This is a genomic window from Streptomyces niveus, assembly GCF_001723055.1.
Taxonomy (GTDB): Bacteria; Actinomycetota; Actinomycetes; order Streptomycetales; family Streptomycetaceae; genus Streptomyces; species Streptomyces niveus.
Genome location: NZ_MDCR01000278.1, coordinates 1 through 25,884, shown reverse-complemented (window position 1 = coordinate 25,884; position 25,884 = coordinate 1). Strand labels below are relative to the sequence as shown.

General features: G+C 69.8%; 22 protein-coding genes. 10 read left to right on the top strand and 12 right to left on the bottom strand.

The window, feature by feature from the left end; genetic code table 11:
• Positions 1–55 precede the first annotated feature (55 nt).
• A complete protein-coding gene (locus tag BHU15_RS27970; protein WP_069629712.1) occupies positions 56–2,332 on the bottom strand; it encodes a transglycosylase domain-containing protein in 2,277 nt (758 codons plus the stop codon).
• Between the two features lie 397 nt (positions 2,333–2,729).
• Between BHU15_RS27970 and BHU15_RS27965 the strand changes: the two genes are divergently transcribed.
• Positions 2,730–3,107, top strand: coding sequence for a WhiB family transcriptional regulator (locus BHU15_RS27965; RefSeq protein ID WP_031230246.1), 378 nt, complete (start codon positions 2,730–2,732; stop codon positions 3,105–3,107).
• 101 nt (positions 3,108–3,208) lie between these two features.
• Here BHU15_RS27965 and bagB read toward each other — a convergent pair whose 3' ends face one another.
• The gene (gene bagB, locus BHU15_RS27960; RefSeq protein WP_069629711.1) at positions 3,209–4,504 is read right to left on the bottom strand and encodes an ATPase BagB; all 1,296 of its coding nucleotides are present in this window, start codon (positions 4,502–4,504) and stop codon (positions 3,209–3,211) included.
• Entirely contained in the window at positions 4,501–5,463 is a 963-nt protein-coding gene (gene bagA, locus BHU15_RS27955; protein ID WP_069629710.1) for an ATPase BagA, read from the bottom strand. The genes bagB and bagA overlap by 4 nt, the downstream gene beginning before the upstream one ends.
• A gap of 163 nt (positions 5,464–5,626) precedes the next feature.
• On the opposite strand from bagA, the gene sp36 reads away from it, so the two are divergent.
• The 4 genes from sp36 (at position 5,627) to BHU15_RS27940 (ending at position 8,118) form a co-directional block, all read left to right on the top strand.
• On the top strand, positions 5,627–5,788 hold the full coding sequence (sp36, locus tag BHU15_RS39440; protein ID WP_023539689.1) for a Sp36 family protein: 162 nt from the start codon (positions 5,627–5,629) through the stop codon (positions 5,786–5,788).
• Positions 5,785–6,255: a RidA family protein gene (locus tag BHU15_RS27950; RefSeq protein WP_023539688.1), complete on the top strand. Its 471-nt coding sequence runs from the start codon at positions 5,785–5,787 to the stop codon at positions 6,253–6,255. The genes sp36 and BHU15_RS27950 overlap by 4 nt, the downstream gene beginning before the upstream one ends.
• Positions 6,256–6,394: 139 nt before the next feature.
• Positions 6,395–7,273: an NUDIX hydrolase gene (locus BHU15_RS27945; RefSeq protein WP_069629709.1), complete on the top strand. Its 879-nt coding sequence runs from the start codon at positions 6,395–6,397 to the stop codon at positions 7,271–7,273.
• Entirely contained in the window at positions 7,270–8,118 is an 849-nt protein-coding gene (locus BHU15_RS27940) for an MBL fold metallo-hydrolase (RefSeq protein ID WP_023539686.1), read from the top strand. Before BHU15_RS27945 ends, BHU15_RS27940 begins: the two co-directional genes overlap by 4 nt.
• 143 nt (positions 8,119–8,261) lie before the next feature.
• On the opposite strand, the gene BHU15_RS27935 is transcribed toward BHU15_RS27940, so the two are convergent.
• Positions 8,262–8,936 carry a Crp/Fnr family transcriptional regulator gene (locus BHU15_RS27935; RefSeq protein ID WP_023539685.1) on the bottom strand — a complete coding sequence of 225 codons (675 nt, stop codon included), beginning with the start codon at positions 8,934–8,936 and terminating at the stop codon, positions 8,262–8,264.
• Between the two features lie 288 nt (positions 8,937–9,224).
• Between BHU15_RS27935 and nth the strand changes: the two genes are divergently transcribed.
• From nth to BHU15_RS27920, 3 genes are all read left to right on the top strand, one after another.
• Complete coding sequence (gene nth / locus BHU15_RS27930) at positions 9,225–10,115, top strand: endonuclease III (RefSeq protein ID WP_171908460.1); 891 nt, start codon at positions 9,225–9,227, stop codon at positions 10,113–10,115.
• A 136-nt stretch (positions 10,116–10,251) separates the two neighbouring features.
• Entirely contained in the window at positions 10,252–11,010 is a 759-nt protein-coding gene (locus BHU15_RS27925) for an NUDIX hydrolase (protein ID WP_079128421.1), read from the top strand.
• Between the two features lie 126 nt (positions 11,011–11,136).
• Positions 11,137–12,336 (top strand): MarP family serine protease, encoded by a 1,200-nt coding sequence (locus BHU15_RS27920; RefSeq protein ID WP_069629707.1) that lies wholly within the window; start codon positions 11,137–11,139, stop codon positions 12,334–12,336.
• A gap of 120 nt (positions 12,337–12,456) precedes the next feature.
• On the opposite strand, the gene BHU15_RS41605 is transcribed toward BHU15_RS27920, so the two are convergent.
• From BHU15_RS41605 to BHU15_RS27895, 6 genes are all read right to left on the bottom strand, one after another.
• The gene (locus tag BHU15_RS41605; protein ID WP_078494248.1) at positions 12,457–12,636 is read right to left on the bottom strand and encodes a hypothetical protein; all 180 of its coding nucleotides are present in this window, start codon (positions 12,634–12,636) and stop codon (positions 12,457–12,459) included.
• 135 nt (positions 12,637–12,771) lie between these two features.
• The gene (locus tag BHU15_RS27915) at positions 12,772–13,737 is read right to left on the bottom strand and encodes an alpha/beta fold hydrolase (protein ID WP_023539681.1); all 966 of its coding nucleotides are present in this window, start codon (positions 13,735–13,737) and stop codon (positions 12,772–12,774) included.
• Positions 13,734–14,234, bottom strand: a complete 501-nt coding sequence (locus tag BHU15_RS27910) for a phage holin family protein (RefSeq protein ID WP_069629706.1) — start codon at positions 14,232–14,234, stop codon at positions 13,734–13,736. The genes BHU15_RS27915 and BHU15_RS27910 overlap by 4 nt, the downstream gene beginning before the upstream one ends.
• A gap of 101 nt (positions 14,235–14,335) precedes the next feature.
• Positions 14,336–15,751 carry a Na+/H+ antiporter NhaA gene (gene nhaA, locus BHU15_RS27905; protein WP_069629705.1) on the bottom strand — a complete coding sequence of 472 codons (1,416 nt, stop codon included), beginning with the start codon at positions 15,749–15,751 and terminating at the stop codon, positions 14,336–14,338.
• Between the two features lie 132 nt (positions 15,752–15,883).
• Positions 15,884–17,839, bottom strand: a complete 1,956-nt coding sequence (gene acs, locus BHU15_RS27900; protein ID WP_069629704.1) for an acetate--CoA ligase — start codon at positions 17,837–17,839, stop codon at positions 15,884–15,886.
• Between the two features lie 225 nt (positions 17,840–18,064).
• Positions 18,065–20,617, bottom strand: coding sequence for a SulP family inorganic anion transporter (locus BHU15_RS27895; RefSeq protein ID WP_069629703.1), 2,553 nt, complete (start codon positions 20,615–20,617; stop codon positions 18,065–18,067).
• A 311-nt stretch (positions 20,618–20,928) separates the two neighbouring features.
• Between BHU15_RS27895 and BHU15_RS27890 the strand changes: the two genes are divergently transcribed.
• Complete coding sequence (locus tag BHU15_RS27890) at positions 20,929–22,323, top strand: polysaccharide deacetylase family protein (RefSeq protein WP_069629702.1); 1,395 nt, start codon at positions 20,929–20,931, stop codon at positions 22,321–22,323.
• A 59-nt stretch (positions 22,324–22,382) separates the two neighbouring features.
• Here the strand turns inward: BHU15_RS27890 and BHU15_RS27885 are convergent, their stop codons facing one another.
• Entirely contained in the window at positions 22,383–23,369 is a 987-nt protein-coding gene (locus BHU15_RS27885) for an ATP-binding protein (protein WP_069629713.1), read from the bottom strand.
• Positions 23,370–23,471: 102 nt separating this feature from the next.
• On the opposite strand from BHU15_RS27885, the gene BHU15_RS27880 reads away from it, so the two are divergent.
• The gene (locus BHU15_RS27880) at positions 23,472–24,374 is read left to right on the top strand and encodes a Fic family protein (RefSeq protein WP_069629701.1); all 903 of its coding nucleotides are present in this window, start codon (positions 23,472–23,474) and stop codon (positions 24,372–24,374) included.
• A 517-nt stretch (positions 24,375–24,891) separates the two neighbouring features.
• On the opposite strand, the gene BHU15_RS27875 is transcribed toward BHU15_RS27880, so the two are convergent.
• Entirely contained in the window at positions 24,892–25,728 is an 837-nt protein-coding gene (locus tag BHU15_RS27875; protein WP_023539673.1) for an HAD family hydrolase, read from the bottom strand.
• Positions 25,729–25,884: the final 156 nt, after the last annotated feature.

Here is a 25,884-nt window from a genome sequence, read left to right as displayed (position 1 = left end):
ATGAGGAGAGGGCCCCGTCGCGACGGCGACGGGGCCCTCTCCTCATGTCGTACGGCTATGGGAAGTCCGGGAACGTCCCGCCCCCGTTGTCCGCGCCCGGGTCACCCGTGAATCCGCCAGGGCCCTGGCCCGGGTCGGGCTTGTTGTCGCCGTTGTTGCCGTCGCCTTCGCCGGCGTTGCCACCGTTCCCGCCGTTGTTGCCGCCACCGTTGCCGTTGCCGCCGTTGTCGTTCCCCGGCCGGTCACGGTCGCGGTCACGCCCCTTGTCCTTGTCCTTCTCCGGATTCGGGATGTTGATGGTGTTGAACCCCGGCGCTTCCTTGCCGTCCAGCGCGCCGCTCATCGCGTCGCGCCAGATCGGTCCGGGTACGGCGCCACCGAAGACCTTGTCGTGGTACTGACCGCCGATGGTGATGTCCACCATCTTCTTCTTGTGCGCCGGGTCGCCGACCCACACCGCGCCCGCCATGTTCGGCGTGTAGCCCACGAACCACGCGGCGAGCCGGAAGTCGGTGGTACCGGTCTTGCCCGCGCTCGGCCTGCTGCCGAGGCCGGCCTCCTGGCCCGTACCGTCCTCGACCACGCCCTCCAGCAGGGTGTTTATGGTGTCGGCCGTCTTCTGCGACATCGCCCGCGTGCAGTCCGTCTTCGGGACGTCCATCTCCTTGCCGTTCGGGCCGGTGATCGACTCGATGGCGATCGGGGTGCAGTACGTGCCGCGGTTGGCGAACGTCGCGTACCCGGACGCCATGGTCAGCGGCGACATCTCCTGCGTGCCCAGCGTGATCGACGGGACCTGCTGGATCGGCTGGCCGTTGGCCCGCTCGACGCCCATCTTCCTGGCCAGCTCGGTCACGGGGCAGACGCCGATCTGGCTGATCAGCTGTACGTAGTAGGTGTTGACCGACTTGGCGGTCGCTTCCTTCATGCCGTACGGCCCGACCTCGGACTCGTTCTCGTTCTCGACCGGGACGCCCTTGTCCGTCCACGGACCCTTGCAGGTCTGCACCGGGCTCGGATAGTCCATCTTGTACGGCGAGGCGTACGACTGCGTCGGCTGGATGCCCTGCTCCAGGGCCGCCGCCGCCACGATGGGCTTGAAGGTCGAGCCGGGCTGGTAGCCGGCGCCGCCGCCCATGTCCTCGTCGACGGACAGGTTCATGTACGTCTCGTTCTTGCCGCCGCCGTACGGCCGCGACTGCCCCATCGCCAGGACCTTGCCGGTGCCGGGCTCGACGATCGACAGGGCGGTGGCGACCTCGTCCGACTTGTAGACGTGGCTCTTGATCGACTCCTGCGCCGACTCCTGCGCCTGCGGGTCGAGCGTCGTCCGTACGGTCAGACCGCCCTGGTTCCAGACCTTGGCCCGGTCCTCCTGCGTCTTGCCGAAGGCGGGGTCGGTGAGGAACACCTTCCGTACGTAGTCGCAGAAGAAGCCCGCGCCCTTGACCGCCGTGATGCAGCCGTTCTTGGGACGGCTCACCTTCAGGTCGATCTCGGTCTTCTTCGCCTTGTCCGCCTCGGCCTGCGAGATGTCCTTCACGTCGGCCATCCGCTGGATCACGGTGTTACGACGCTTGGTCGCCTCCTCCGTGTCGTTCACCGGGTCGTACCGGCTCGGCGACTGGACGATGCCCGCCAGCAGCGCCGCCTCCTCCAGCTTCAGGTTCTTCGCCGACTTGGAGAAGTAGCGGTGCGAGGCGGCCTCGATGCCGTACGCCTGCTGTCCGAAGAAGGTGATGTTCAGGTAGTTCTCGAGGATCTTCTTCTTGCCCAGCTCCTCCTCGACCTGGATCGCGAACTTCAGCTCGCGGATCTTGCGGCCGATGGTCTGCTGGGTGGCCTGGGCGACCTTGTCGGGGTCGTCGCCGGCCTCCTCCACGAAGACGTTCTTCACATACTGCTGGGTGAGGGTCGACGCGCCCTGCGAGACCCCGCCGGACTGCGCGTTGCGATTGGCCGCGCGCAGAACGCCCTTGAGGTCGACCGCGCCGTGCTCGTAGAAGCGCGAGTCCTCGATCGCGACGATCGCCTTCTGCATGTACGGCGAGATGTCGGTGAGCGGGACCACGGTGCGGTCACGCGAGTAGACGGTGGCGATCGGGCCGCCGTCCTTGTCGAGGATCGTGGTGCGCTGACTGAGCGGCGGAGTCTTCAGGTTGGCGGGGATCTCGTCGAATCCCTCGACCGTCCCCTTGGCCGCCAGGCCCAGAACTCCGAAGGCGGGCAAGGCGATTCCCGCCAGCACGGCTCCCGCGAGCACACTGACACCGAGGAACTTGGCGGCCTGCTGGGTCCCGGTCAGACCGCCGCCGGAGCGCTTCTTTGGCATGGCAGCAGCCTACGTTGTCATTCGCCGGACACACATAAAGGCTCTGGCCTAAGCTGAACTCAACTGTCACAGCAGTGCGGTTTCGCATCAGCGACCCGAAGTGAACATCCGGCTCATCTCGGAACGGCGGAAACCCTGTCCGATTTCGAGTCGTACGTCGCTTGAATCCCGTTGTGGCTCAATAGGATCGTCCCGACTTGTCGGGTTGGTCCAGCATGTCCTGCGGTCACTCCCCTGGGTGATCTGCCGCATACGCATAGTCCGTTCGGGCCATTCAAGATTGGGCCCGACGGGGGTGTTGCGCTGTGCCCACCTTCCGTAACGTCCTCAACTGGCAGCGGTGAATATGCCGCTTCCGCCGTGGGGGAGCCTCGATTCGGGAGAGGACGGCGCCGGGATGGGCTGGGTAACCGACTGGAGTGCGCAGGCAGCATGCCGCACTACCGATCCGGATGAATTGTTCGTACAGGGCGCAGCGCAGAACAGGGCCAAGGCGGTGTGCACCGGATGTCCGGTGCGTACGGAGTGCCTGGCCGACGCGCTGGACAACCGCGTCGAATTCGGCGTGTGGGGCGGAATGACCGAGCGGGAGCGACGCGCATTGCTGCGCAGGCGCCCCACCGTCACCTCGTGGCGACGGCTGCTCGAAACCGCACGCACCGAGTACGAGCGCAGCGCGGGCATTCTGCCCGCCGGCCTTGAGGACGACGACGAGACGTACGGCTCACGCCACTACGTCGACGTCATCGACGACTCGTGGGCGGCGGTGGGGTAGGGCTCCGTACAGCAGCGAGCAGTAAGCAGTAGGCGGGTACGGGCAGGCAGCGGGCGAACGGTGCCGAGCATCCCGCCGGTTACGCGGCCCCGGACGTCCGGTTACGCGGCTCCCGTCGCCGGGCTCCCGCCCGCGAGGCGGTCGCCGATGGCGCGGAGTCCGGCGAGGTCGTGCACATCGCCGGGCAGCGCCGCCACCTCGGCCACCGGCACTTCGGGGTGCAGCGCGGTGAAGCGGTCGCGGGTGCGCTGCTCACGCTTCAGCACCTGCATGCGCTCGGCGTGCAGGCGCAGCAGACCGGCCGTCAGCTGGTTCACCGACGGCTGTTCGGGCGTCTGTGATTCCGTTTCCTGGTGCGGGAGTTGGCCGGGTCCTGGGTCAGGGGAGTCGGGAGGGGAGCCCGCGGGGGAAGCGGCCTCACGCACACCATTCTTCCCGTGGCCCTGATCCACAATGCGACCCTCTTCAAGATTTTCCGCGGCGGCCCGTGCCCGCTCGGCCGACAGCCGGGCGGCGCCGCTGCCGTGCACGCGGTTGAGGACCAGACCGGCCAGCGGCATCTCCTCGGCGGCCAGCCGCTCCACGAAGTACGCCGCCTCGCGCAGCGCGTCCCGCTCCGGCGCCGCGACCACCAGGAACGCCGTGCCGGGGGCCTGGAGCAGCCGGTACGTCGCGTCGGCGCGCGTACGGAAACCGCCGAACATCGTGTCCATCGCCGCCACGAACGTCTGGACGTCGCGCAGGAATTGACCGCCCAGCAGCTTCCCGAGCGTGCCGGTCATCATCGACATCCCGACGTTCAGGAACTTCATCCCGGCCCGGCCGCCCATCTTCGCCGGGGCCATCAGCAGCCGGATGAACTTCCCGTCCAGGAACGAGCCCAGCCGCTTCGGCGCGTCCAGGAAGTCCAGCGCGGAGCGCGACGGCGGGGTGTCCACGACGATCAGGTCCCACTCCTCGCGGGCCCGCAGCTGCCCCAGCTTCTCCATCGCCATGTACTCCTGCGTGCCCGCGAAGCCGGCCGACAGGGACTGGTAGAAGGGGTTCTCCAGGATGGCGCGGGCCCGGTCCTGGTCCGCGTGCGCCTCGACGATCTCGTCGAAGGTGCGCTTCATGTCGAGCATCATGGCGTGCAGTTCACCGGGGCCCTCGATGCCCTTGACCTGCCGGGGGGTGTTGTCGAGCGAGTCGATGCCCATGGACTGGGCAAGCCTGCGCGCCGGGTCGATGGTCAGCACGACCACCTTGCGGCCGCGCTCCGCCGCCCGTACGCCCAGAGCCGCCGCCGTCGTCGTCTTGCCGACGCCGCCGGAGCCGCAGCAGACGATGATCCGTGTCTCCGGGTCGTCGAGCAGCGGATCGACTTCGAGCGGGGCCGCCGCCGGGTCCACAGTCATCGGGCCTCCCCAAGATTCCGTAGCTCCCCCGCCAGGCGGTACAGACCGGCGAGGTCCATGCCCTCGCCGATCAGGGGGAGTTCGTACGTAGGCAGCCCGAGCTTCGCCAGGACGGCTCGCTGCTCGCGCTCCAGCTCCACCCGCTGGGCGTGCTCGGCGGCCTGTTCGAGAAGCGGTCCCACGAGCTTCGTGGGCGCGCTCACCCCGGCCGCCGCGAGTGCCTTGGTGACCTCCTTACGACGGTCCCCCGCCACCCCGTTGACCGCCTCCTCGTCCAGGACGTGCGGGCGCACCATGTTCACGATCACCTTGCCGACGGGCAGTTCGGCGGCGCGCAGCTCGCCGACACCGTCGGCGGTCTCCTGGACGGGCATCTCCTCAAGGAGGGTCACCAGGTGGACGGCGGTGCCGGGCGACTTGAGCACCCGCATGACCGCCTGTGCCTGGTTGTATATCGGCCCTATCTTGGCGAGCCCGGCCACCTCGTCGTTCACGTTCAGGAAGCGCGTGATGCGGCCGGTGGGCGGGGCGTCCATCACGACGTAGTCGTAGGCGAACCGGCCCTGCTTGTCCCGGCGGCGTACGGCCTCGCACGCCTTGCCGGTCAGCAGTACGTCCCGGACGCCGGGCGCGATGGTGGTGGCGAAGTCGATGGCGCCGAGCTTCTTCAGGGCACGCCCCGCGCTGCCGAGCTTGTAGAACATCTGGAGGTAGTCCAGAAGGGCGCGCTCGGCGTCTATGGCCAGCGCGTGCACCTCGCCGCCGCCCGGGGCGACGGCGATCTTCCGTTCCTCATAAGGAAGCGCCTCCGTTTCGAAGAGCTGTGCGATGCCCTGTCTGCCCTCGACCTCCACAAGGAGGGTGCGTTTGCCCTCCGTCGCGAGGGCGAGCGCGAGGGCCGCGGCGACCGTCGTCTTACCGGTCCCGCCCTTGCCGCTGACGACCTGGAGCCTGCTCACGCATTCGAGCCTAACCAGTCGGGCCGCAGGCTACGCACGAGGTGGTCCACGGGCTCCGTACGAGGTCGGCGACGGGCGCCGTACGAGATCCCGCGCGCGCTCTGTTCGAGATCGTCCGCGGGCACCGTACGAGGTGGCCACGTGGTGCCGATACAGTCGCCCCATGACGAAGTGGGAATACGCGACGGTGCCTCTTCTCGTGCACGCGACGAAGCAGATCCTGGACACCTGGGGCGAGGACGGCTGGGAGCTGGTCCAGGTCATCCCGGGTCCGAACAACCCCGAGCAGCTGGTGGCCTATCTGAAGCGAGAGAAGTCCGCGTGAGCGGCGTGGTCGAGGCGGCCCTCGCCGAACTGGGGCTGACGGTTCCGCAGGTCGTACCGCCTCTGGCGGCGTATCAGCCGGCCGTACGGTCCGGCGTGTACGTGTACACCGCGGGGCAGCTCCCCATGGTGGACGGCAAGCTTCCGGTGACCGGCAAGGTCGGCGCCGAGGTGACGCCCGAGGAGGCCAAGGATCTCGCCCGGGTCTGCGCGCTCAACGCGCTGGCCGCGGTGAAGTCCGTCGCCGGCGACCTGGACCGCGTCGCGCGCGTCGTGAAGGTCACCGGGTTCGTCGCCTCCGCGTCGGACTTCACCGGCCAGCCCGCCGTGCTGAACGGGGCGAGCGAGCTGTTCGGCCAGGTCTTCGGCGACAAGGGTGTGCACGCGCGCAGCGCGGTGGGTGTCGCCGTCCTGCCGCTGGACGCCCCCGTCGAGGTCGAGATCCTGGTGGAGCTGGTCGCGGACTGACGTCCGTCCGTGCCCGGGGCCGCTCCGACGCCCCGGGCCGGTCCTACGCCGTTTGGGAGCGGTCTCATGCCGCCCCGGGGTCGCCCGGCCCCGGAAAGTGCCTCTCGAACATCGCCGGGCGAGCCCGTAGCATCCCGGCATGCCCAATGGTCAGTGGTTCCCGCCCGAGTGGGCCGGCCGCATCCGCGCGCTCGCCCAGGGCGAGCTGAGCGTCGCCCCCGCACGGCGGGCCGCGACCGTGATGCTGCTGCGCGACTCCGTCGACGAGCCCGGCGGACCCTCCGTACATATGCTGCGCCGCCGCACCTCCATGGCCTTCGCCGGAGGCGCGTACGCCTACCCGGGCGGTGGCGTCGACCCGCGTGACGACGACCGGCTGGTCCGCTGGGCGGGGCCGGGGCGTGACGTGTGGGCCGGGCGGCTCGGCGTGGACGCCGTGTCCGCGCAGGCCATCGTCTGCGCGGCGGTGCGCGAGACGTACGAGGAGGCCGGGGTCCTGCTGGCCGGGGAGACGGCCGAAACCGTCGTCGGTGACACCACGGGGGACGACTGGGAGGCCGACCGGGCCGCCCTGGTCGACCGTGAGCTGTCCTTCGCGGACTTCCTGGACCGGCGGGGGCTGACCCTGCGCAGCGATCTGCTGGGCGCGTGGACCCGGTGGATCACCCCCGAGTTCGAGCCCAGGCGGTACGACACCTGGTTCTTCGTGGCGGCGCTGCCGGCCGGGCAGCGTACGCGCAACGCTTCTACGGAGGCCGACCGCACGGTGTGGATCCGGCCCGCCGAGGCGGCACTCGGATACGACAAGGGCGAGCTGCTGATGATGCCTCCCACCGTGGCGACCCTGCGCCAGCTCCAGCCTTACGGCTCCGCGGCCGAGGCGCTGGCAGCCGCCGTGGGGCGGGATCTCGCGCCCGTGCTGGCCAGACCGAGGGTGGAGGGCGACGAGGTGGTGCTCAGCTGGCCGGGCCAGGACGAGTTCACGCAGCGCGTTCCGCTGGGGGGCGGGGACCGATGACGGACGCCGGGGCCCTGCCGGGACAGCCGCGCGGAGCCGTCGTCTCGGGCGCGGCGACCGCCCGCGCGGTCAACGTGCTCGCGCCCAACGCCTCCGCGATGACACTCGACGGCACGAACACCTGGATCGTCTCCGAGCCGGACTCGGAGCTCGCGGTCGTGATCGACCCGGGCCCGCTCGACGAGGGGCATCTGCGGGCGGTCGTCGCCACCGCCGAGCAGGCGGGCAAGCGCGTCGCGCTGACCCTCCTCACCCACGGCCACCCGGACCACGCGGAGGGCGCGGCGCGTTTCGCCGAGCTGACGCGTACGTCCGTACGGGCCCTGGACCCGGCCCTGCGCCTCGGCGACGAGGGGCTGGGGGCCGGTGACGTCGTCACCGAGGGCGGGCTTGAGCTGCGCGTCGTGGCCACCCCCGGGCACACCTCGGACTCGCTCTGCTTCCATCTGCCGGCCGACCGCGCGGTGCTGACGGGCGACACGATCCTCGGGCGCGGTACGACGATGGTGGCCCACCCGGACGGCAGGCTCGGCGACTACGTCGACTCGCTGCGGCGGCTGCGTTCGCTGACGGTCGACGACGGCGTCCATACGGTGCTGCCGGGCCACGGGCCCGTACTGGACGACGCGCAGGGCGCGGTCGAGTACTACCTCGCGCACCGCGCGAGCCGCCTCGCGCAGGTCGAGACGGCGGTGGAGAACGGCTACCGCTCGGCGGCGGAGATCGTGGCGCATGTGTACGGAGGCAGCGGCGTGGACCGGTCCCTGTGGCCGGCGGCGGAGCTGTCGGTGCGGGCGCAGCTGGAGTACCTGCGGGAGCACGGGCTGATCTCCGGCGGCCCGTAGGGCACCCCTGTGCCGGTCGTGGCGGGGCGCGGCGGCCCCGTGGCGGCATGCGGAAGGCCGCCCGGCTCCGGGGGAGCGAGGCGGCCTTCACACACTCGTACAGCGGCTTGGAAGCGCGCGTACCTCGGGGCGGGCCCCGGGTGTCAGCGCGAGCGCTTCGCGAGGCGTTCGACGTCCAGCAGGATCACCGCGCGGGCCTCCAGGCGCAGCCAGCCGCGCTGCGCGAAGTCGGCGAGCGCCTTGTTGACCGTCTCGCGGGACGCGCCGACCAGCTGGGCCAGCTCCTCCTGCGTGAGGTCGTGGACGACGTGGATGCCCTCCTCCGACTGCACGCCGAAGCGGCGCGACAGGTCGAGGAGCGCACGGGCCACCCGGCCGGGCACGTCGGAGAAGACCAGGTCGGACATCTGGTCGTTCGTCTTGCGCAGACGCCGGGCGACGGCGCGCAGCAGCGCGGTGGCCACCTCGGGGCGGGCGTTCAGCCAGGGCTGGAGGTCGCCGTGGCCCAGGCCGAGGAGTTTGACCTCGGTGAGGGCGCTGGCGGTGGCCGTACGGGGGCCGGGGTCGAAGAGCGACAGCTCACCGATCAGCTCGCCGGGGCCGAGGACGGCCAGCATGTTCTCGCGGCCGTCGGGGGACGTGCGGTGCAGTTTGACCTTGCCCTCGGTGACCACGTAGAGGCGGTCGCCGGGGTCGCCTTCGTGGAACAGCGCGTCGCCACGGGCGAGCGTCGTCTCACTCATCGAGGCGCGGAGCTCCGCGGCCTGCTCGTCGTCGAGCGCCGCGAAGAGCGGGGCGCGTCGTAGAACGTCGTCCACGAAATCTCTCCTTGTCGACCTGCTCAGGGGACCGTCGGTCCCATGATGCCGGACGTGCTGCATGTTCAAGGGTGGCGCGGGCCGGCGGCGACTCTGTCTCCGTACCGGTCACCCGTTGTCGAAAACGTGCGATCAGTCACAAGTTTGACGTACAGCGGCCCCGGACCGTGCCCCGGGGCCCGATTCGGGTGGTCATCGGCCGGAGCCGGGGCGGATGTCAGTGCGGGGCTCTAGGCTGGCCGGGTGTCCAACTCGCCGGTGAGAGGGCAGGTCAAGGGAGCTCGAAGCGTGTCACCGAAGCAGAATTCCGCTGTGGGCGAACAGCCCTCCGCAAAGTCGAAAAAAGCCACGAAAGTCGCGGACGAGAAGCCCGCGAGCGCCAAGCGGGCGAAGAGCGCCAAGCCGGAGTCCCGGCTGGCGATGGTCCGCCGTGCCCGCCGGATGAACCGCGAGCTGGCCGACGTCTATCCGTACGCCCACCCGGAGCTGGACTTCCGCGACCCCTTCGAGCTGCTGGTCGCCACGGTCCTGTCCGCCCAGACGACGGACCTGCGCGTCAATCAGACGACGCCCGCGCTCTTCGCGAGGTATCCGACCCCGGAGGACATGGCCGCCGCCGTGCCCGAGGAGCTGGAGGAGGTCATCCGCCCCACCGGATTCTTCCGGGCCAAGGCGAGATCCCTCATAGGGCTGTCGACGGCGCTGCGGGACCGTTACGACGGCGAGGTGCCCGGCACGCTGAAGGACCTCGTGACGCTGCCGGGGGTCGGCCGCAAGACCGCCAATGTGGTGTTGGGCAACGCTTTCGACGTCCCTGGTCTGACTGTGGACACCCACTTCGGCCGTCTGGTGCGCCGCTGGAAGTGGACCGACCAGGAGGACCCGGAGAAGGTCGAGGCGGAGATCGCCGAGATCTTCCCCAAGAGCGAGTGGACGATGCTCTCGCACCGGATCATCTTCCACGGACGGCGGGTCTGCCACTCCCGTAAGCCCGCCTGCGGTGCCTGCCCGATCGCGCACCTCTGCCCCTCCTACGGAGAGGGCGAGACGGACCCGGAGAAGGCGAAGAAGCTGCTCAAGTACGAGATGGGCGGCTATCCGGGACAGCGGCTCTCCCCGCCGCCGGACTATCCGGGCAAGCCCGCACCGCCCCTCGGCACCCCCGCAGGGGCCGAATGAACGCCCGCGCGGTGAGCGCACGGCCGGCCGGAGCCGTATCAACGCACAGGACACCGGACAGCGCGAGAGGACGGGCCCCGGCACATGCGGCTGGAACGATCCGGGCGACAGCGGGCGTTGTACGTCGGAGGTGCCGATGACACGAGCTGACACGCACGCCGCAGGGTCCGCGCGCACGGAGCGTGCCGCCCGGACGCACGAGGACGCCGCTCACGGCCGGGGTGAGCAGGGGATCGGCGTCACCGCCGAGGGCCTGCCCGACTGGCTGGACCCGGTCGTGCACGCCATGCGGACGGTCGCGCCGGAACAGCTGAGCCGCTTCCTGCCGCCCGAGAGCGGCGTCGGACGGCAGTCCGCCGTGCTCATCCTCTTCGGTGAGGGCGAACGCGGCCCCGAGCTGCTGCTGATGGAGCGGGCCAGCACCCTGCGCTCGCACGCCGGACAGGCCGCCTTCCCCGGCGGCGCCCTCGACCCCGAGGACGGCGACCCGGCGACCACCGGACCGCTGCGCGCCGCGCTGCGCGAGGCCGAGGAGGAGACCGGGCTCGACCCCGCCGGTGTCCAGCTCTTCGGCGTGCTGCCCCGCCTCTACATCCCGGTCAGCGAGTTCGTCGTCACCCCGGTGCTCGGCTGGTGGCACACCCCCACCCCGGTCGGCGCCGTCGACCTCGCGGAGACGGCCCGGGTCTTCGCCGTGCCCGTGGCGGATCTCACGGACCCGGCCAACCGCGTCATGGCCACGCACCCGAGCGGGATCAACAGTCCCGCCTTCACGGTCGCTTCGGCGCTCGTGTGGGGATTCACAGCCGGGGTGATCGACCGCATTCTGCACTTCTCGGGCTGGGAACGCCCATGGGACCGCTCGAAGGAGGTCCCGCTCGACCGGCGCTCATGACAGGCTTGCGTAGTCACTGTGCCGACCGGGTGATCATGGGCCGGCCGGTGACTGCGGCGCAGGTCCGGACCCCCACCCGACGGGGCGACGGGAGACGAATCAGCGAGGCTAGCGAGGCTATTGACAGTGAACGTGCTGGACATCCTGCTGCTGCTCGCCGCGGTGTGGTTCGCGATCGTGGGGTACCGCCAGGGCTTCGTCGTGGGCATCCTGTCGGTGATCGGCTTTCTCGGCGGCGGTCTCATCGCCGTCTATCTGCTCCCGGTGATCTGGGACCAGATCACCGAGGAGGCCGAGGTCACGACGACGGCCACGGTCGTCGCCGTCGTCGTCGTGATCGTCTGCGCCTCCGTGGGACAGGCCTTCACCACCCACCTCGGCAACAAGCTCCGCCGCTACATCACCTGGTCACCGGCGCGCGCCGTGGACGCCACGGGCGGCGCGCTGGTCAATGTCGTCGCCATGCTGCTGGTCGCCTGGCTGATCGGCTCCGCCCTGGCCGGGACCTCGCTGCCGACGCTCGGCAAGGAGGTCCGCAACTCGAAGGTGCTGCTCGGCGTCTCGCGGGTGATGCCGGGTCAGACCGCGACCTGGTTCACGGGCTTCTCCTCCGTCCTCGCGGAGAAGGGCTTCCCGCAGGTCTTCAGCCCGTTCGCCAACGAGCCGATCACCGCCGTCGACCCGCCGGACCCGGCGCTCGTCGGCAGCCCCGTCGCCGCCCGCGCGCAGCGCTCCATCGTCAAGGTGGTCGGTACGGCGCAGAGCTGCAGCAAGGTCCTCGAAGGCACCGGCTTCGTCTTCTCCGAGCGCCGCGTCATGACGAACGCGCACGTCGTGGGCGGCGTGGACGAGCCCACGGTCCAGGTCGGCGGCGAGGGCAGGCTGTACGACGCGAAGGTCGTCCTCTACGACTGGGAGCGGGACATCGCCGTCCTGGACGTGCCCGACCTGCGCGCCCCGGCGCTCCAGTTCACCGACCGGGACGCGAGCAGCGGCGACAGCGCGATCGTCGCCGGCTTCCCGGAGAACGGCGCGTACGACGTGCGCTCGGCGCGTGTCCGGGGCCGTATCGACGCCAACGGCCCGGACATCTACCGGCGCGGCGAGGTCCGGCGCGACGTCTACTCGCTCTTCGCCACCGTCCGGCAGGGCAACTCCGGCGGCCCGCTGCTCACCACGGACGGCAAGGTGTACGGCGTGATCTTCGCCCGGTCGCTGGACGACCCGGACACCGGCTATGCCCTGACCGCCGACGAGATCCGCGAGGACATCAAGCTGGGCCGCTCGGCCAACCAGCAGGTCGACAGCCAGGGCTGCGCGCTGTAGCCGCCGGGACGTGGCCACGGCAACGAGGACGGGCCGGGCCAGGAAATCCTGGTCCGGCCCGGCTCCGTCCTCAATGGCTCCCGTACTCCGTTGCTCCTCGCTCGCTTCCGTCGACTCCCCTCAGCTGCGCGGATGCCGCAGCCGCGCCGAGACCCAACGGGCCCTTCGGCGGAGAATCAGTGGAATACCGAGTCGGAGATCATGGCCCTGATCTTCTGGGCCGCCCCTCTCGTGGGTGATCGGCACAGTGGCCGAGCGGCGGTTGCGTGCTGCGTCACCGTAATCGTGCGTCCAGCCCATACACGGACGTTTGCCCGGGGCCCATGGTCGGTAATCGCCCCGGCGTCGGCCAATTGGCCTATGCGTCAGGCAATTGGCTTTTCGTCGTACAAGTGTTCCTGAGGGTGAGTGACGACCCGTCGAACACGGCGCTGATCAGCGGTCCGGCTCCGGGTCCTTCAGCCAGTTGATGAGTTCCGTGGAGAACGCCACGGGGTCCTCCTCGTGCGGAAAATGGCCAAGACCGTCGAACAGCCGCCACCGGTAGGGCGCTTCGACGTACTCGGCGGACCCGGCCGTACTGCGCGTACGCATCGCCGGATCGAGCGATCCGTGCAGCTGGAGGGTGGGCACCCGCACCGGACGCTTCATCCGCCGGTTGAACTGGATCCCGTCCGGCCGCGCCATGGACCGCACCATCCAGCGGTACGGCTCGATCGAGCAGTGCGCCGTCGAGGGGATCGTCATCGCCCGGCGGTAGATGTCGACCGTCTTGTCGTCGGGCGGCTGCGGACCCGACCAGCCACGGATCAGGTCCCCCACCAACGCCCCGTCGTCGGCGACGAGCTGACGCTCCGGCAGCCACGGGCGCTGGAAGCCCCAGATGTACGAGCCGGCCCGGCTCTGCGAGAAGTCCGACAGCATCGCCGAGCGCCAGCGGCGCGGGTGCGGCATCGACGACACGGCGAGCCTGCGCACCAGCTTCGGCCGCATCACCGCCGCCGTCCAGGCCAGATACCCGCCGAGGTCGTGCCCGACGAGCGCGGCGTCCGGCTCGCCGAGCGAGCGCACCACGCCGGTGATGTCGAGCGCCAGGTTGGCGGGGTCGTAACCCCGGGGCGTACGGTCGCTGCCGCCCACGCCCCGCAGGTCCATCGCGACGGCCCGGTAGCCGGCCTCGGCGAGCGCGGGCAGTTGGTGGCGCCAGGTCCACCAGAACTGCGGGAAGCCGTGCAGCAGCAGCACCAGCGGCCCGTCGCCCATCTCGGCGATGTGGAAGCGGGCCCCGTTGGCGGCCACGTCCCGGTGCGTCCAGGGCCCGTCGAGTCGCACGTCGGCCGCGACGGTCGCGCCGGGGATGCTGCCGGAGGTCGTGCCGGAGCCGTTTTCGGGGGCGGTCATGCAGACGAGCGTGCCACAGTCTTGCCCGCCTCATGAACGGGGCGCGGATGCGGTTTGACCGTCTGGAGCACGGCGGCCGTCTCCTTCGCCGACGCGATGGTCTTCTCCGGCGGCTTGACCTTCTTGAACTTCCGCAGGGCGATCAGCGCCAACAGCCCCGCGATGAGCAGAAACGCTCCTCCCACGATCAGGAACGACCACGCGAGCCCGAGGCCCCAGTTGTGGATCCCGTACGCGGCGGCGAAGCTCAGCACCGGCAGCGAGAAAAGCGCGAACACCGCCGCGATACCGATCGCGGCGCCGCCCGTCACGCCCCGCTTGACGTCCTGCCGCAGTTCGGCCTTGGCCAGCGCGATCTCGTCGTGCACCAGCGCGGACACCTCCGCGGTGGCCGACGAGACCAACTGGCCGAGGCTGCGGTCTCCGTTGAGCCTGACGGCTGGTACGGCGTCGACGGCTCCGGTGGTGACGGCAACATGGCTGCCGGGGTCGCTCATCGTGGACTCCCTCGTTTCGGCTGCGCTCTGGCGGATCTGGGTTTCTTCCGGCTCCCCTGCTTCAGATCATGCCGGAAGTCGGATCAATGCCGGATGTCAGATCATGCCGGACCGGCGCCGTCATCGCGCGTCGCTGCGGCGTGTTCCGCCAGCCGGCGGTGCTCGGCCGCCTTCGCCTCGTGGATCGCGGCCATTCTGAGGTGGTACGCGGGGTCGTCCTGCTCGTAGATGTCGGGGATGCCGTCCATGTCCTCGTCGCGCTCCTCGGACTCGTACAGCGCCCGGTAGGTACGGACCCGCAGCCGCAGCAGTACGGCGGCGAGTACGGCGGCGATCACCGAACCCGTCAGGACGGCGGCCTTCACCTCGTCCGTCAGTCCGGGATCGCCGGTGAAGGCGAGTTCACCGATGAGCAGCGAGACGGTGAAGCCGATTCCGGCGAGCGTCGACACGGCGAGGATGTCCGGCCAGGCCAGATCCTCGTTCAGTTCCGCACGGGTGAAGCGCGCTGCCAGCCAGGTGCCGCCGAAGATGCCGAGGGCCTTGCCGACGACGAGCCCGAGGACCACCCCCAGGGTCTCCGGCTTGGTGAAGACGTCGGCCAGCGCGCCGCCGCTGATCGAGACGCCCGCCGAGAAGAGCGCGAACAGCGGTACGGCGAGACCGGCGGACAGTGGGCGGACAAGATGTTCGATGTGCTCGCCGGGGGACTGCTTCTCGTCCTCGCGCCTGACGCAGCGGAGCATCAGACCCATCGCGACGCCGGCGACGGTGGCGTGGACGCCGCTGTTGTACATCAGGCCCCAGATGACCAGGGCCAGCGGGACGTACACGTACCAGCCGTGCACCTCCTTCCTGAGGAGGAGCCAGAAGACGGCGAGCGCGGCGAAGGCGCCCGCCAGGGCCAGGAAGTCGATGTCGCTGGTGAAGAAGATCGCGATGATCAGGATCGCGAAGAGATCGTCCACGACGGCGAGGGTGAGCAGGAACGCGCGCAGCGCGGACGGCAGCGAGGTGCCGAGGACGGCGAGCACGGCGAGCGCGAAGGCGATGTCGGTCGCTGTGGGGACGGCCCAGCCGTCCGTGGACCCGCCGCCCACCACGTTGACCAGCAGATAGACGAGGGCGGGCACGGCCATGCCGCAGAGCGCCGCGATCACGGGGAGAGCGGCGGCCTTCGGGTCGCGCAGCTCTCCGGCGACCAGTTCACGCTTCAGCTCGATGCCCGCGACGAAGAAGAAGATCGCGAGCAGTCCGTCGGCGGCCCAGTGCTGGATCGAGAGGTCCAGACCGAGCGAGGCCGGCCCCAGATGGAAGTCGGAGACGGTCGCGTAGCTCTCGCTCAGCGGGGTGTTGGCCCAGATCAGCGCGGCGACGGCGGCCACGAGCAGCAGGACACCGCCGACGGTCTCGGTCCGCAGCGCGCTCGCGAGATACGTCCGCTCGGGGAGCGGCAGGCGTCCGAGGAAGGTGCGCGGGGTGGCCACAGGGAGGTCTCCGGTCGGTCGGGCGGGCATGACGAATCACCTGCCGACCAGACTTCCCGGCGCACCTGTGGATCCTTATTACATTGTTGACGCGCCGCCCACATTACAAAGAGGAGCCCCCGGCGCGATACGCCGGGGGCTCCTGATCCACGCCGGACGTGCTCAGTCCTCGCTGGTCGCGCTCGGCAGCTGGGTCTGGATCAGATCCATCACCGAGGAGTCGGTGAGCGTCGTGACGTCACCGAGCTGACGGTTCTCCGCGACATCGCGCAGCAGTCGCCGCATGATCTTGCCCGACCGGGTCTTGGGCAGCTCCGCCACCGGCAGGATCCGCTTCGGCTTGGCGATCGGCCCCAGCGCCGTACTGACGTGGTTGCGCAGCTCGGCCACGAGACCCTCGTCCACCGACGCCGTACCGCGCAGGATGACGAAGGCGACGATCGCCTGACCGGTCGTCTCGTCCGTGGCGCCGACGACGGCCGCCTCGGCGACCTTCGGGTGCGAGACGAGCGCCGACTCGACCTCCGTGGTGGAGATGTTGTGGCCGGACACCAGCATCACGTCGTCGACTCGGCCCAGCAGCCAGATGTCGCCGTCGTCGTCCTTCTTGGCGCCGTCGCCCGCGAAGTACTTGCCCTCGAAACGCGACCAGTAGGTGTCGATGAACCGCTGGTCGTCGCCCCAGATGGTGCGGAGCATCGCCGGCCACGGCTCGGTGAGGACGAGATATCCGCCGCCGCCGTCCGGCACCTCGTTGGCGTCGTCGTCCACGACGGTCGCCGAGATGCCGGGGAGCGCGCGCTGCGCGGAGCCGGGCTTGGCGGCCGTGACGCCGGGCAGCGGGGAGATCATCATGCCGCCGGTCTCGGTCTGCCACCAGGTGTCCACGACCGGGGTCTTGCCCGCGCCGATGTTCTGCCGGTACCAGATCCAGGCCTCGGGGTTGATCGGCTCACCGACCGAGCCCAGGACGCGCAGCGACGTCAGATCGAACTTGGCGGGGATGTCGTCACCCCACTTCATGAACGTGCGGATCGCGGTCGGCGCCGTGTAGAGGATCGTCACGCCGTACTTCTGGACGATCTCCCAGAAGCGCCCCTGGTGCGGGGTGTCGGGCGTGCCCTCGTACATGACCTGCGTCGCGCCGTTGGCCAGCGGCCCGTACACGATGTACGAGTGGCCGGTCACCCAGCCGACGTCGGCCGTGCACCAGTAGACGTCCGTCTCCGGCTTGAGGTCGAAGACCGCGTGGTGCGTGTACGCCACCTGGGTGAGATAACCGCCCGACGTGTGCAGGATGCCCTTGGGCTTACCCGTCGTGCCGGACGTGTACAGGATGAAGAGCGGGTGCTCGGCGTCGAACGCCTCCGGCGCGTGCTCGGTGGACTGGCGGTCCACGATGTCGTGCCACCACACGTCCCGGCCCTCGCTGAACGCGGTGTCCTGGCCGGTGCGGCGTACCACCAGGACATGCTCGACCTGCGGGCAGCGGGCCACGGCGTCGTCGATCGCGGGCTTGAGCGCGCTCGGCTTGCCGCGCCGGTAGCCACCGTCCGAGGTGATGACGAGCTTGGCGTCGGCGTCCTGGATGCGGGAGGCCACGGCGTCGGCCGAGAAGCCGCCGAAGACCACGGAGTGCGCGGCGCCGATACGGGCGCACGCCAGCATCGCCACGGCCGTCTCGGGGATCATCGGCATGTAGACGGCGACGCGGTCGCCCTTGGTCACGCCCAGCTCGGTGAGCGCGTTCGCGGCCCGTGAGACCTCGTCCTTCAGCTCGGCGTAGGTGATCGAACGGCTGTCGCCGGGCTCGCCCTCGAAGTGGATGGCGACCCGGTCGCCGTTGCCGGCCTCGACGTGGCGGTCCACGCAGTTGTACGCGACGTTGAGCGCGCCGTCCGCGAACCACTTCGCGAAGGGCGGGTTCGACCAGTCGAGGGTCTCGGTCGGTTCGGTGGCCCAGGTGAGCCGCCGGGCCTGCTCGGCCCAGAAGCCAAGCCTGTCCGCCGCGGCCTGCTCGTACGCCTCCGCCGTCACGTTGGCGTGCGCGGCCAGCTCGGCCGGTGGCTCGAACCTCCGCTCTTCCTTGAGCAGGTTGGCCAGGCTTTCGTTGCTCACGACATCTCCCTTTCCCAGGGCGTCCTATGTGTCCCCGGGCCTAGCTCATCAGGCAGATGCCCGGGTGACAAGGGTCTTCAGGAAATTGGTTTAGACCTATGCGGCCGGACGTGCGACCGGGCGTACGGGTGGGGTGCTGGGTCGGCGTACGAGTAAGTGGCCCCGTTCCCCGGCTGTGGAGGGGAACGGGGCCACACATTCTCACGGATGCGACAGGGCCCCGGTTCAGGCGCGCGACTCCTCGAAAGCCGTCGGGGCCACCCGGTTGAACACCTTGTCGGTGCTGTCGGACTGTCCCTCGGGCCGTTCGTCGGGCTGTCCGTCGGCCGCGAGCAGATACGCCTGCGCCTCGCCGACATGGAAGTACATGCCGTGCAGTTCGAGCCTCTGCTCGGCCAGAGCGCGGGCCACCGCCGGGTGGGCGCGCAGATGCTCCAACTGCTGGACGACATTGGTCAGACAGAGCTGCTCGACCGCGTCGGCCGGCAACCGCCCGGAGATCCTGGCCCACGCGTGGTCGCGGCTGCGCATCCGCTCCAGGCTGGGTTGGCCGTGCCGGAGCCAGCGGGTGAGGGGGGAGGCCGGCGGGGTCTCCGGCGTGCTCTTCGGCAAGGTCTTCAGCGTGCTCGCAGGTCGGTTCTCCGGTGTGTTCTCAGGCGTGTTGAGGAGCGCCTGCATCGCGCCGCACCCCGAGTGCCCGCAGACCGTGATCGACTGCACCCGCAGGATGTCGACCGCGTACTCGATCGCCGCCGCCACCGAGTCGTCCTGTCCCTCGGCCCCTTCCTCGCCCGGAAGCGGGACCAGATTGCCGACATTGCGGACGGTGAACAGATCGCCGGGGCCGCTCGCCGTGATCATGCTCGTCACCAGACGGGAGTCGGCGCAGGTGAGGAAGAGCTGGGAGGGCTGCTGCCCCTCGCGCGCCAGCCGCGCCAGCTCGCCCCGTACGAGCGGAGCCGTGTTGCGCTGGAACGAGGAGAGTCCACTGGCGAGTTGACCGCCGCGTACGCCGGTGGTCACCCGTACCTGATCCGTACCACGGCCCTGCTCCGGCCGGGGCTGCTCGACCGGCTCGCCGCAGTGGTGGTTGCGCCACGGCGTCCATGGCCGGCAGCAGGTGCTCGACTGCGTCACCGGTTCGGCGGGCTCGGCGATTCGGGCACCCGACCTGCCGGTGAACTCGACCGAGCCGCCCTGGGCGAGATGCGAGACCTGCCAGTCGTGCAGCGCCTCGTACGCCGCGTGATCCATGAACGACCCGTCCAGCTCGACCACACAGGCGCTCCCCTGCGGCACCTGGTGCAGCAGCCGGCTCAGCCGCGGAACCGCCAGGAACGTCAACTGGCCCCGCGCGTGCAGCCGGTGGACACCCTCCCGCTCGTCGAGCGTGATCCGGGTCCGGGTCAGCCGGTGCAGGGCGACGCCGACCGCCAGCGCGATCCCGATCGCCACCCCCTCCAGAACACCGACGAACACCACACCGGCCAGCGTCCCCACATAGACGAGCAGTTCGCGATTGCGTCGCACGCTGCGCATGTGCGTGATGTTGACCATCTGCATGCCGATCACCATCACCAGCGCTGCGAGCGCGGCCAGTGGGATCAGGTCGAACACGGGGACCAGGCAGAGCGCGGCGACGGCGACCCACAGCCCGTACAGCATCGTCGAGTGCCGACTGACGCCGCCCGCGGCCACATTGGTCGCGCTGCGGACGCCGCCGCCGGCGATCGGCAGTCCGCCGAGGGCACCGGACACGATGTTCGCGGCGCCCTGCCCGGACAGTTCCCGGTCGAGCCTGGCCCGCGGAATCTGCACGTCCGGGTCCTTGCGGGCGGCCACCAGCTTGTCCACCGCGACGGCCGACAGCAGTGACTCGACACTGCCGACCAGGGTGACGGTGAGGACGGCGGCGAAGAGTCCGAGGACCGGCCCGTTCGGTACCTCGGGCAGCACATGGCTGCTCCAGGAGGGCAGATCGACGCGGTCCAGGCGCAGCCCCGCGAAGGTCGCCACAGCGGTCGCCGCCGCCACCGCCGCGAGCGCGGCGGGCACTCTGCGCGCGATCCGGCCCGTACGTCCCGGGATACGGGGCCAGGCGAAGAGCACGACCACGGTCAGCACGCTCACGGAGAGCGCTGCGGGGTGCAGGCGGGCCAACTGGGCGGGCAGCTGCTGGACGTTGGCGACGGCGGAACTCTGCGGATTCCCGCCGAGGACGATGTGCAGCTGGGCGAGAGCGATCGAGATGCCGATGGCGGCCAGCATGCCGTGCACGATCGCCGGACTCACCGCGAGCGCGGTGCGGGCCACGCGCAGGGCGGAGAGACCCAGTTGGGCCAGGCCCGCGAGCACCGTGATGGCGCAGGTGGTGCGCCAGCCGTACTGCTGGATCAGGCCGGCCGTGACGACCGTCAGACCTGTCGCGGGACCACTGACCTGGAGAGGTACGCCGCCGAAGCGGCCGACGACCAGACCGCCCACGGCCGCGGCGACGAGACCGGCCTGCAGGGGCGCGCCGGTGGCGAGCGCGATGCCGAGGGAGAGCGGCAGGGCGATCAGGAAGACCGAGATGGAGGCGGAGAAGTCCGCTCCGGCGATCCGGAACTCCCGCCACCGGCCCGGCGGTCGGCCGTCGGGGGTGGTGGTCTTCGGGCTTCTTGAACGCTGCGGGCCCTGTGGGCTCTTCGTGCTCTTCCTGGTCTTCGTGGTCTTTGGGCTCTGCGGCCTCGGCGGTCGGTCGGGCTGGTCTTCGCGGGTGGGGACGTCGGCAGACATGGTTCCCGTCTCCTCCGGGGCGGCGCGGTCGCGGTGCCGGTGACGCGGCCGTGAGTCACGGCGTGCAGTGGCGGGATTCGATTTATCAACTCTCAGTAAACGGATCGTAATGGAGAGTAAAGATTGAGGCAGGACTTTCCGGGCAAATGGTTCAAACATTCACTCGCAGTGGTGATTAGTCATTTTGTACGGCTTGTCATACCGGTTCCCCTCGGGTCCCAGTGCGACGTTGTCGGCGCTCGGCGCCGTACTCGGCGTTTCCGGCGTTTCGGCGCACTCAACGCACAGAACCCGAGGGAAGAGGTGGGCGGATGCTGGCCGCCAGAAAGAGGATCGCCTGCGGCGTGGCCGTGACGGCGCTGGCCGTGGGGCTCGCCGGATGTTCCGGCTCCGGTTCGCCGGGACCGAAGGACGGGAGCAAGTCCGAGGAAGGCGCCCACGCGGCGAAGAAGGGCCCGGCCAAGAGCGCGGTGCGGCTCATCGGCGACGGCTCGACCGCGTACACCGGCGCCCAGCCCGGCGTCCTCAAGCCCGAACGTCTGAAGCCCGGTGAGAAGCCTCCGCAGTTCGTGGTGTTCTCCTGGGACGGCGCCGGTGAGGACAGCCAGAAGCTCTTCTCCCACTTCCGCGAGGTGGGAAAGAAGTACGACGCGAGAATGACGTACTTCCTCAGTGGTGTGTATCTGCTGCCGAAGGACAAGTCCGAGCAGTACAGCCCGCCCCAACACGCCCCCGGCCGCTCGGACATCGGCTTCAACGACGCCGAGGGAATCAAGAACACCCTGCGCGAGCTGCGCGGCGCCTGGCAGGACGGCAACGAGATCGGCACCCACTTCAACGGGCACTTCTGCGGCGCCGACGGCGGGGTCGGCAGCTGGTCCGTCGAGGAGTGGAAGAGCGAGATCAGCCAGGCCAAGGCGTTCGTCAAGAACTGGAAGAGCAACAGTGGTCTGACGGCCGAGGGTCCGCTGCCCTTCGACTACGAGAAGGAACTCGTCGGCGCCCGAACCCCCTGCCTGGAAGGGCAGAAGAACATGATGCGGGCGGCGCGGACGATGGGCTTCCGCTACGACTCCAGCGGTGTCGGCAACCAGGTCTGGCCGAAGAAGACCGAAGGCATGTGGGACATCCCGCTGCAACTCGTCCCGGTGCCCGGCCGGAAGTTCGAGACGCTCTCGATGGACTACAACTTCATGTTCAACCAGTCGAAAACGGTCAACGGCGACCCGTCCCAGCACGAGTACTGGGGCAACCAGATGCGTGACGGCCTGCTCCAGGCCTTCGGCCGCGCCTACGACGGCAACCGCGCGCCGCTGATCATCGGCAACCACTTCGAGTCGTGGAACGGCGGCACGTACATGCGTGCCGTCGAGGAGACGATCAAGACCGTCTGTGTGAAGGACGGCGTGAAGTGCGTGACGTTCAAAGAACTCGCGGACTGGCTGGACGCGCAGGACCCGCAGACGCTGGAGAGGCTGCGGGAGCTGGGCGTCGGCCAGAAGCCCGCGACCGGCTGGCAGTCGTATCTGACGGCCCCCAAGGCGCCGGCCTCGGCCGCGGCCCCGGTGGCCCCGGGCTCGGTGCCCGCGCCGGCCGACGGCGCGGCGGGCGGACCCGCCGACGGCCCGGACGCAGGGCCTGACGCCGGGCCTGATGCCGGGTCCGGCTCGGCATCAGGCGCAGAAGAGGGCCCGGCAGCACAGTGAGTTGAGCCCCCGGTGGTACGGGCGGGCGCCCGCTCGCGCCGCCCGTACCACCGGCGCTGTCAGCTCGGCTGCGGAACCGCCGCGTCCTCGCGGAGCACGAACGCCGGGTCGACCTGCGCGGCCAGGTCGGCGCCTGTCTTCGCATTGCCCCAGCTCTCCGCGTTCCTGAGGTGGAAGTGCACCATCTGCCGTGTGTAGCGCTCCCAGTCGCGGTCCGCGTACGAGTCCTCCGCCGCGTCCTCCAGGACCTGGAGCGCCACCCGGTTCTCCGCCTCCAGCAGCTCGAACGGGGCCGGGCGCCCCTTCTCCATGGACCGCACCCAGTTGGAGTGCCCCACGGTCACGAGCAGGTCGTCGCCCACCTCGTCCTGGAGGAAGTCCACGTCGTCCTGGGCCTGGACCTTGTTGCCGACGACGTTCAGCGCGACGCCGAAGTCCCGCGCGTACTCCTTGTACTGGCGGTAGACGGACACTCCCTTACGTGTCGGCTCGACCACCAGGAACGTCATGTCGAACCGGGTGAACAGCCCGGACGCGAACGAGTCCGAGCCCGCCGTCATGTCCACGACGACGTACTCGTCCGGGCCGTCCACGAGGTGGTTCAGGCACAGCTCGACCGCGCCGACCTTGGAGTGGTAGCAGGCCACACCCAGGTCGGACTCGGTGAACGGCCCCGTGGCCATCAGCTGGATGTCGCCGTCGTCCAGCCGGACGGTACGGGCGCAGGCCTCGTACACCGGGTTGGTCTCGCGGACCCGCAGGAGCTGGGAGCCCTCGCCCGGGGGCGTCGTCTTGATCATCGAATCGGCGGATGTGATCCGCTGGTTGGTGCCCCGCAGATACTCCTTGATGAGCGGCAGATGCGCGCCCATCGCCGGCAGCGCGGCGGTCTGGTCCTCGTCGAGGCCGAGAGCGGCCCCGAGATGCTGGTTGATGTCGGCGTCCATCGCGATGACGGGGGCCTCGTTGGCGGTCAGATGGCGGATGAAGAGCGAGGCCAGCGTCGTCTTGCCACTGCCGCCCTTACCCACGAAAGCGATCTTCATGTTCACCTAGCGTAGTGGTCATGTCGCTGTGCGCTGTCACATCAGGTGAAGAAGACCACTCCAACGTGGGGCGTGCGCTATGGGCGCGTAGCCTTGCTACCTATGAGTACGACAGCTCCGAACGCTTCGTCCGCTCCGCGAGGGCACGACCCGCTCGCCACTCTGGGCTCCCTGCCGGGTGTCCCCGACGCGGTGGATTCGGTGCGTAAGGCCGTCGACGCGGTCTACGGGCACCGCGTGATGAGACGGCGCAGCAACGAGGTCACCTCGGAGGCCGCGCTGCGTGCCGCGCGCGGATCGGCGGCGCTCTCCGGCGCGGACTGGGCGCTGGAAGAGGTGCGCAGGCGCAGCGACTTCGGCGCCGCGGCCGACGCGCTGACAGTGGGAGCCGCGCTGCGGCTGACCGCCGAGGCGGGGCAACTCCTGTCCATCTGGCGGCAGTCGCCGGTGCGGGTGCTGGCCCGGCTGCATCTGGTCGCGGCCGGCGGCGCGGGAACGGGTACGGGTACGGGGGACGGGGTCGCGGGGGAGGTGGTCGGGCGGCCGAGGCTGGCCGGCGAACCGGTCGTCGAGACGCCGGGACCCGACAGCCCCAAGCCGCTGATCGAGGCACCCCTGCCCGCCGCCGACGAGGTGGCCGGACGGCTGAACGGGCTCTCCGAGCTGGTGATCGCGGGGAGTTCGGCGCCCGCGCTCGTCACGGCCGCCGTGGTGCACGGCGAGCTGCTGGCGCTGCGCCCATTCGGCTCGTACAACGGCCTGGTGGCACGGGCCGCCGAGCGGATCGTGCTGATCGGCAGCGGGCTGGACCCCAAGTCGATCTGTCCGTCCGAGGTCGGGCACGCGGAGCTGGGGCGAGCCGCGTATGTGGCGGCGTTCGACGGCTATCTGTCGGGGACACCGGACGGCATGGCGGCGTGGATCACGCACTGCGGGAGGGCGGTCGAGCTGGGCGTCAGGGAGTCGACGGCAGTCTGCGAGGCGCTCCAGCGCGGCGCGGCCTAGGGCCTGTCGTTTGGATCTTGCCGGGCTCGCGTGCCCCGGCACCGCGCCCCGCCGCGTTGTCGTCGGTCGGCATGGCTCCGCCATGCCTCCCTCCTCCGCCTTGCGATCCACGGCACCAGACCCCGCTCACTCATCCGGCCTGATCCAAACGACAGGCCCTAGGGGCGCGAAGCAACAGAAATGCGGCGGTACCCAGGGGTACCGCCGCTGGCACGTCCACCGAGTTACCAAGCGTCCTCGTAGTTTTGCCCATCAGGTCGGGTACTTCGCCCGTACCTGGTGCGGCTGGCCCGTATTCGACGGGTCGACGTCGCGTGGGTACTCGGTTTTCATGCTCGGTCCGTGGGGCCTGAGTGCGTTGAAAGGTCATCCTCTCGGATGTCCCTTGGTCTCGCGGGCCGTTGATTCCTTTGTACTCCTGTCCGCGGCGAAGCGAAAGACCTCGCTCCGCGACTTTACTTTTGGGTTCAAATATGGACGTATCGGCATGTCGTGACTGATGCGGCAGCTGCGTGGCTCACACGGAGGCCGCCTGGCGCCGCCGGCTCGCGTACCAGACCAACCCCGCCGTGGCCGCCGCCGCACCGACGGCGGCCGCCGCGACGAGCGCCGGCCGGGGCGGCATCGAGAAGGCGGGCAGTCGCTGCTTGAGCCGGACCGGCCGGTTGAAGACGAGAATCGGCCAATCGCGGGTCGCCGCCTCGCGCCTGAGCGCCCGGTCGGGATTGACCGCGTACGGGTGCCCGACCGACTGGAGCATCGGCAGGTCGGTGATGGAGTCGCTGTACGCGTAACAGCGGTCCAGGTCGTACCCTTCGGACGCGGCGAGCGCCTTGACCGCCTCGGCCTTGGTGGGCCCGTACGCGTAGTACTCGATCTCGCCGGTGAAGCAGCCGTCGGCGCCGACGACCATACGGGTCGCCACCACCCGGTCGGCGCCCAGGAGTTCGCCGATCGGCTCGACGACCTCGGCGCCGGACGTGGAGACGATCACCACGTCGCGTCCGGCCGTGTGGTGGTCCTCGATGAGGGAGGCGGCCTCGTCGTAGATGATCGGGTCGATGAGATCGTGCAGGGTCTCCGCGACGATCTCCTTGACCTGCTGGACGTTCCAGCCCTTGCAGAGCGCGGACAGGTACTCGCGCATGCGCTCCATCTGGTCGTGATCGGCGCCGCCGGCGAGAAAGACGAACTGCGTGTATGCCGTGCGCAGTACGGCTCGGCGGTTGATCAGTCCGCCTTGATAGAAGGACTTGCTGAAGGTCAACGTCGACGACTTCGCAATGACCGTCTTGTCCAGGTCAAAGAAGGCCGCTGTGCGAGGCAAGGAGTGGTTTTCCACGATGCCGAGCATAGGCGCCCACCATTCGGCGTAAGGTACGGCGCGTGGGTTTGCCTGAGAAGGCTCTCGGGTACACCATGGAAGTCACGGATCGTTCGCGACCGTGCTCACCTGGTCCGGCTCCTCCCCCCCCGAGTCGGTCTGGGGGACGACCCCCGCTCTCCCCCC

What these genes read in the sequence shown, in the direction of transcription:
- BHU15_RS27970 (WP_069629712.1), bottom strand. Translation starts at nt 2,332, where the DNA reads ATGCCAAAGAAGCGCTCCGGCGGCGGTCTGACCGGGACCCAGCAGGCC.
- BHU15_RS27965 (WP_031230246.1), top strand. Translation starts at nt 2,730, where the DNA reads ATGGGCTGGGTAACCGACTGGAGTGCGCAGGCAGCATGCCGCACTACC.
- bagB (WP_069629711.1), bottom strand. Translation starts at nt 4,504, where the DNA reads ATGACTGTGGACCCGGCGGCGGCCCCGCTCGAAGTCGATCCGCTGCTC.
- sp36 (WP_023539689.1), top strand. Translation starts at nt 5,627, where the DNA reads ATGACGAAGTGGGAATACGCGACGGTGCCTCTTCTCGTGCACGCGACG.
- BHU15_RS27945 (WP_069629709.1), top strand. Translation starts at nt 6,395, where the DNA reads ATGCCCAATGGTCAGTGGTTCCCGCCCGAGTGGGCCGGCCGCATCCGC.
- BHU15_RS27940 (WP_023539686.1), top strand. Translation starts at nt 7,270, where the DNA reads ATGACGGACGCCGGGGCCCTGCCGGGACAGCCGCGCGGAGCCGTCGTC.
- BHU15_RS27925 (WP_079128421.1), top strand. Translation starts at nt 10,252, where the DNA reads ATGACACGAGCTGACACGCACGCCGCAGGGTCCGCGCGCACGGAGCGT.
- BHU15_RS41605 (WP_078494248.1), bottom strand. Translation starts at nt 12,636, where the DNA reads ATGGGCTGGACGCACGATTACGGTGACGCAGCACGCAACCGCCGCTCG.
- BHU15_RS27915 (WP_023539681.1), bottom strand. Translation starts at nt 13,737, where the DNA reads ATGACCGCCCCCGAAAACGGCTCCGGCACGACCTCCGGCAGCATCCCC.
- BHU15_RS27910 (WP_069629706.1), bottom strand. Translation starts at nt 14,234, where the DNA reads ATGAGCGACCCCGGCAGCCATGTTGCCGTCACCACCGGAGCCGTCGAC.
- nhaA (WP_069629705.1), bottom strand. Translation starts at nt 15,751, where the DNA reads ATGCCCGCCCGACCGACCGGAGACCTCCCTGTGGCCACCCCGCGCACC.
- BHU15_RS27895 (WP_069629703.1), bottom strand. Translation starts at nt 20,617, where the DNA reads ATGTCTGCCGACGTCCCCACCCGCGAAGACCAGCCCGACCGACCGCCG.
- BHU15_RS27890 (WP_069629702.1), top strand. Translation starts at nt 20,929, where the DNA reads ATGCTGGCCGCCAGAAAGAGGATCGCCTGCGGCGTGGCCGTGACGGCG.
- BHU15_RS27885 (WP_069629713.1), bottom strand. Translation starts at nt 23,369, where the DNA reads ATGAAGATCGCTTTCGTGGGTAAGGGCGGCAGTGGCAAGACGACGCTG.
- BHU15_RS27880 (WP_069629701.1), top strand. Translation starts at nt 23,472, where the DNA reads ATGAGTACGACAGCTCCGAACGCTTCGTCCGCTCCGCGAGGGCACGAC.
- BHU15_RS27875 (WP_023539673.1), bottom strand. Translation starts at nt 25,728, where the DNA reads ATGCTCGGCATCGTGGAAAACCACTCCTTGCCTCGCACAGCGGCCTTC.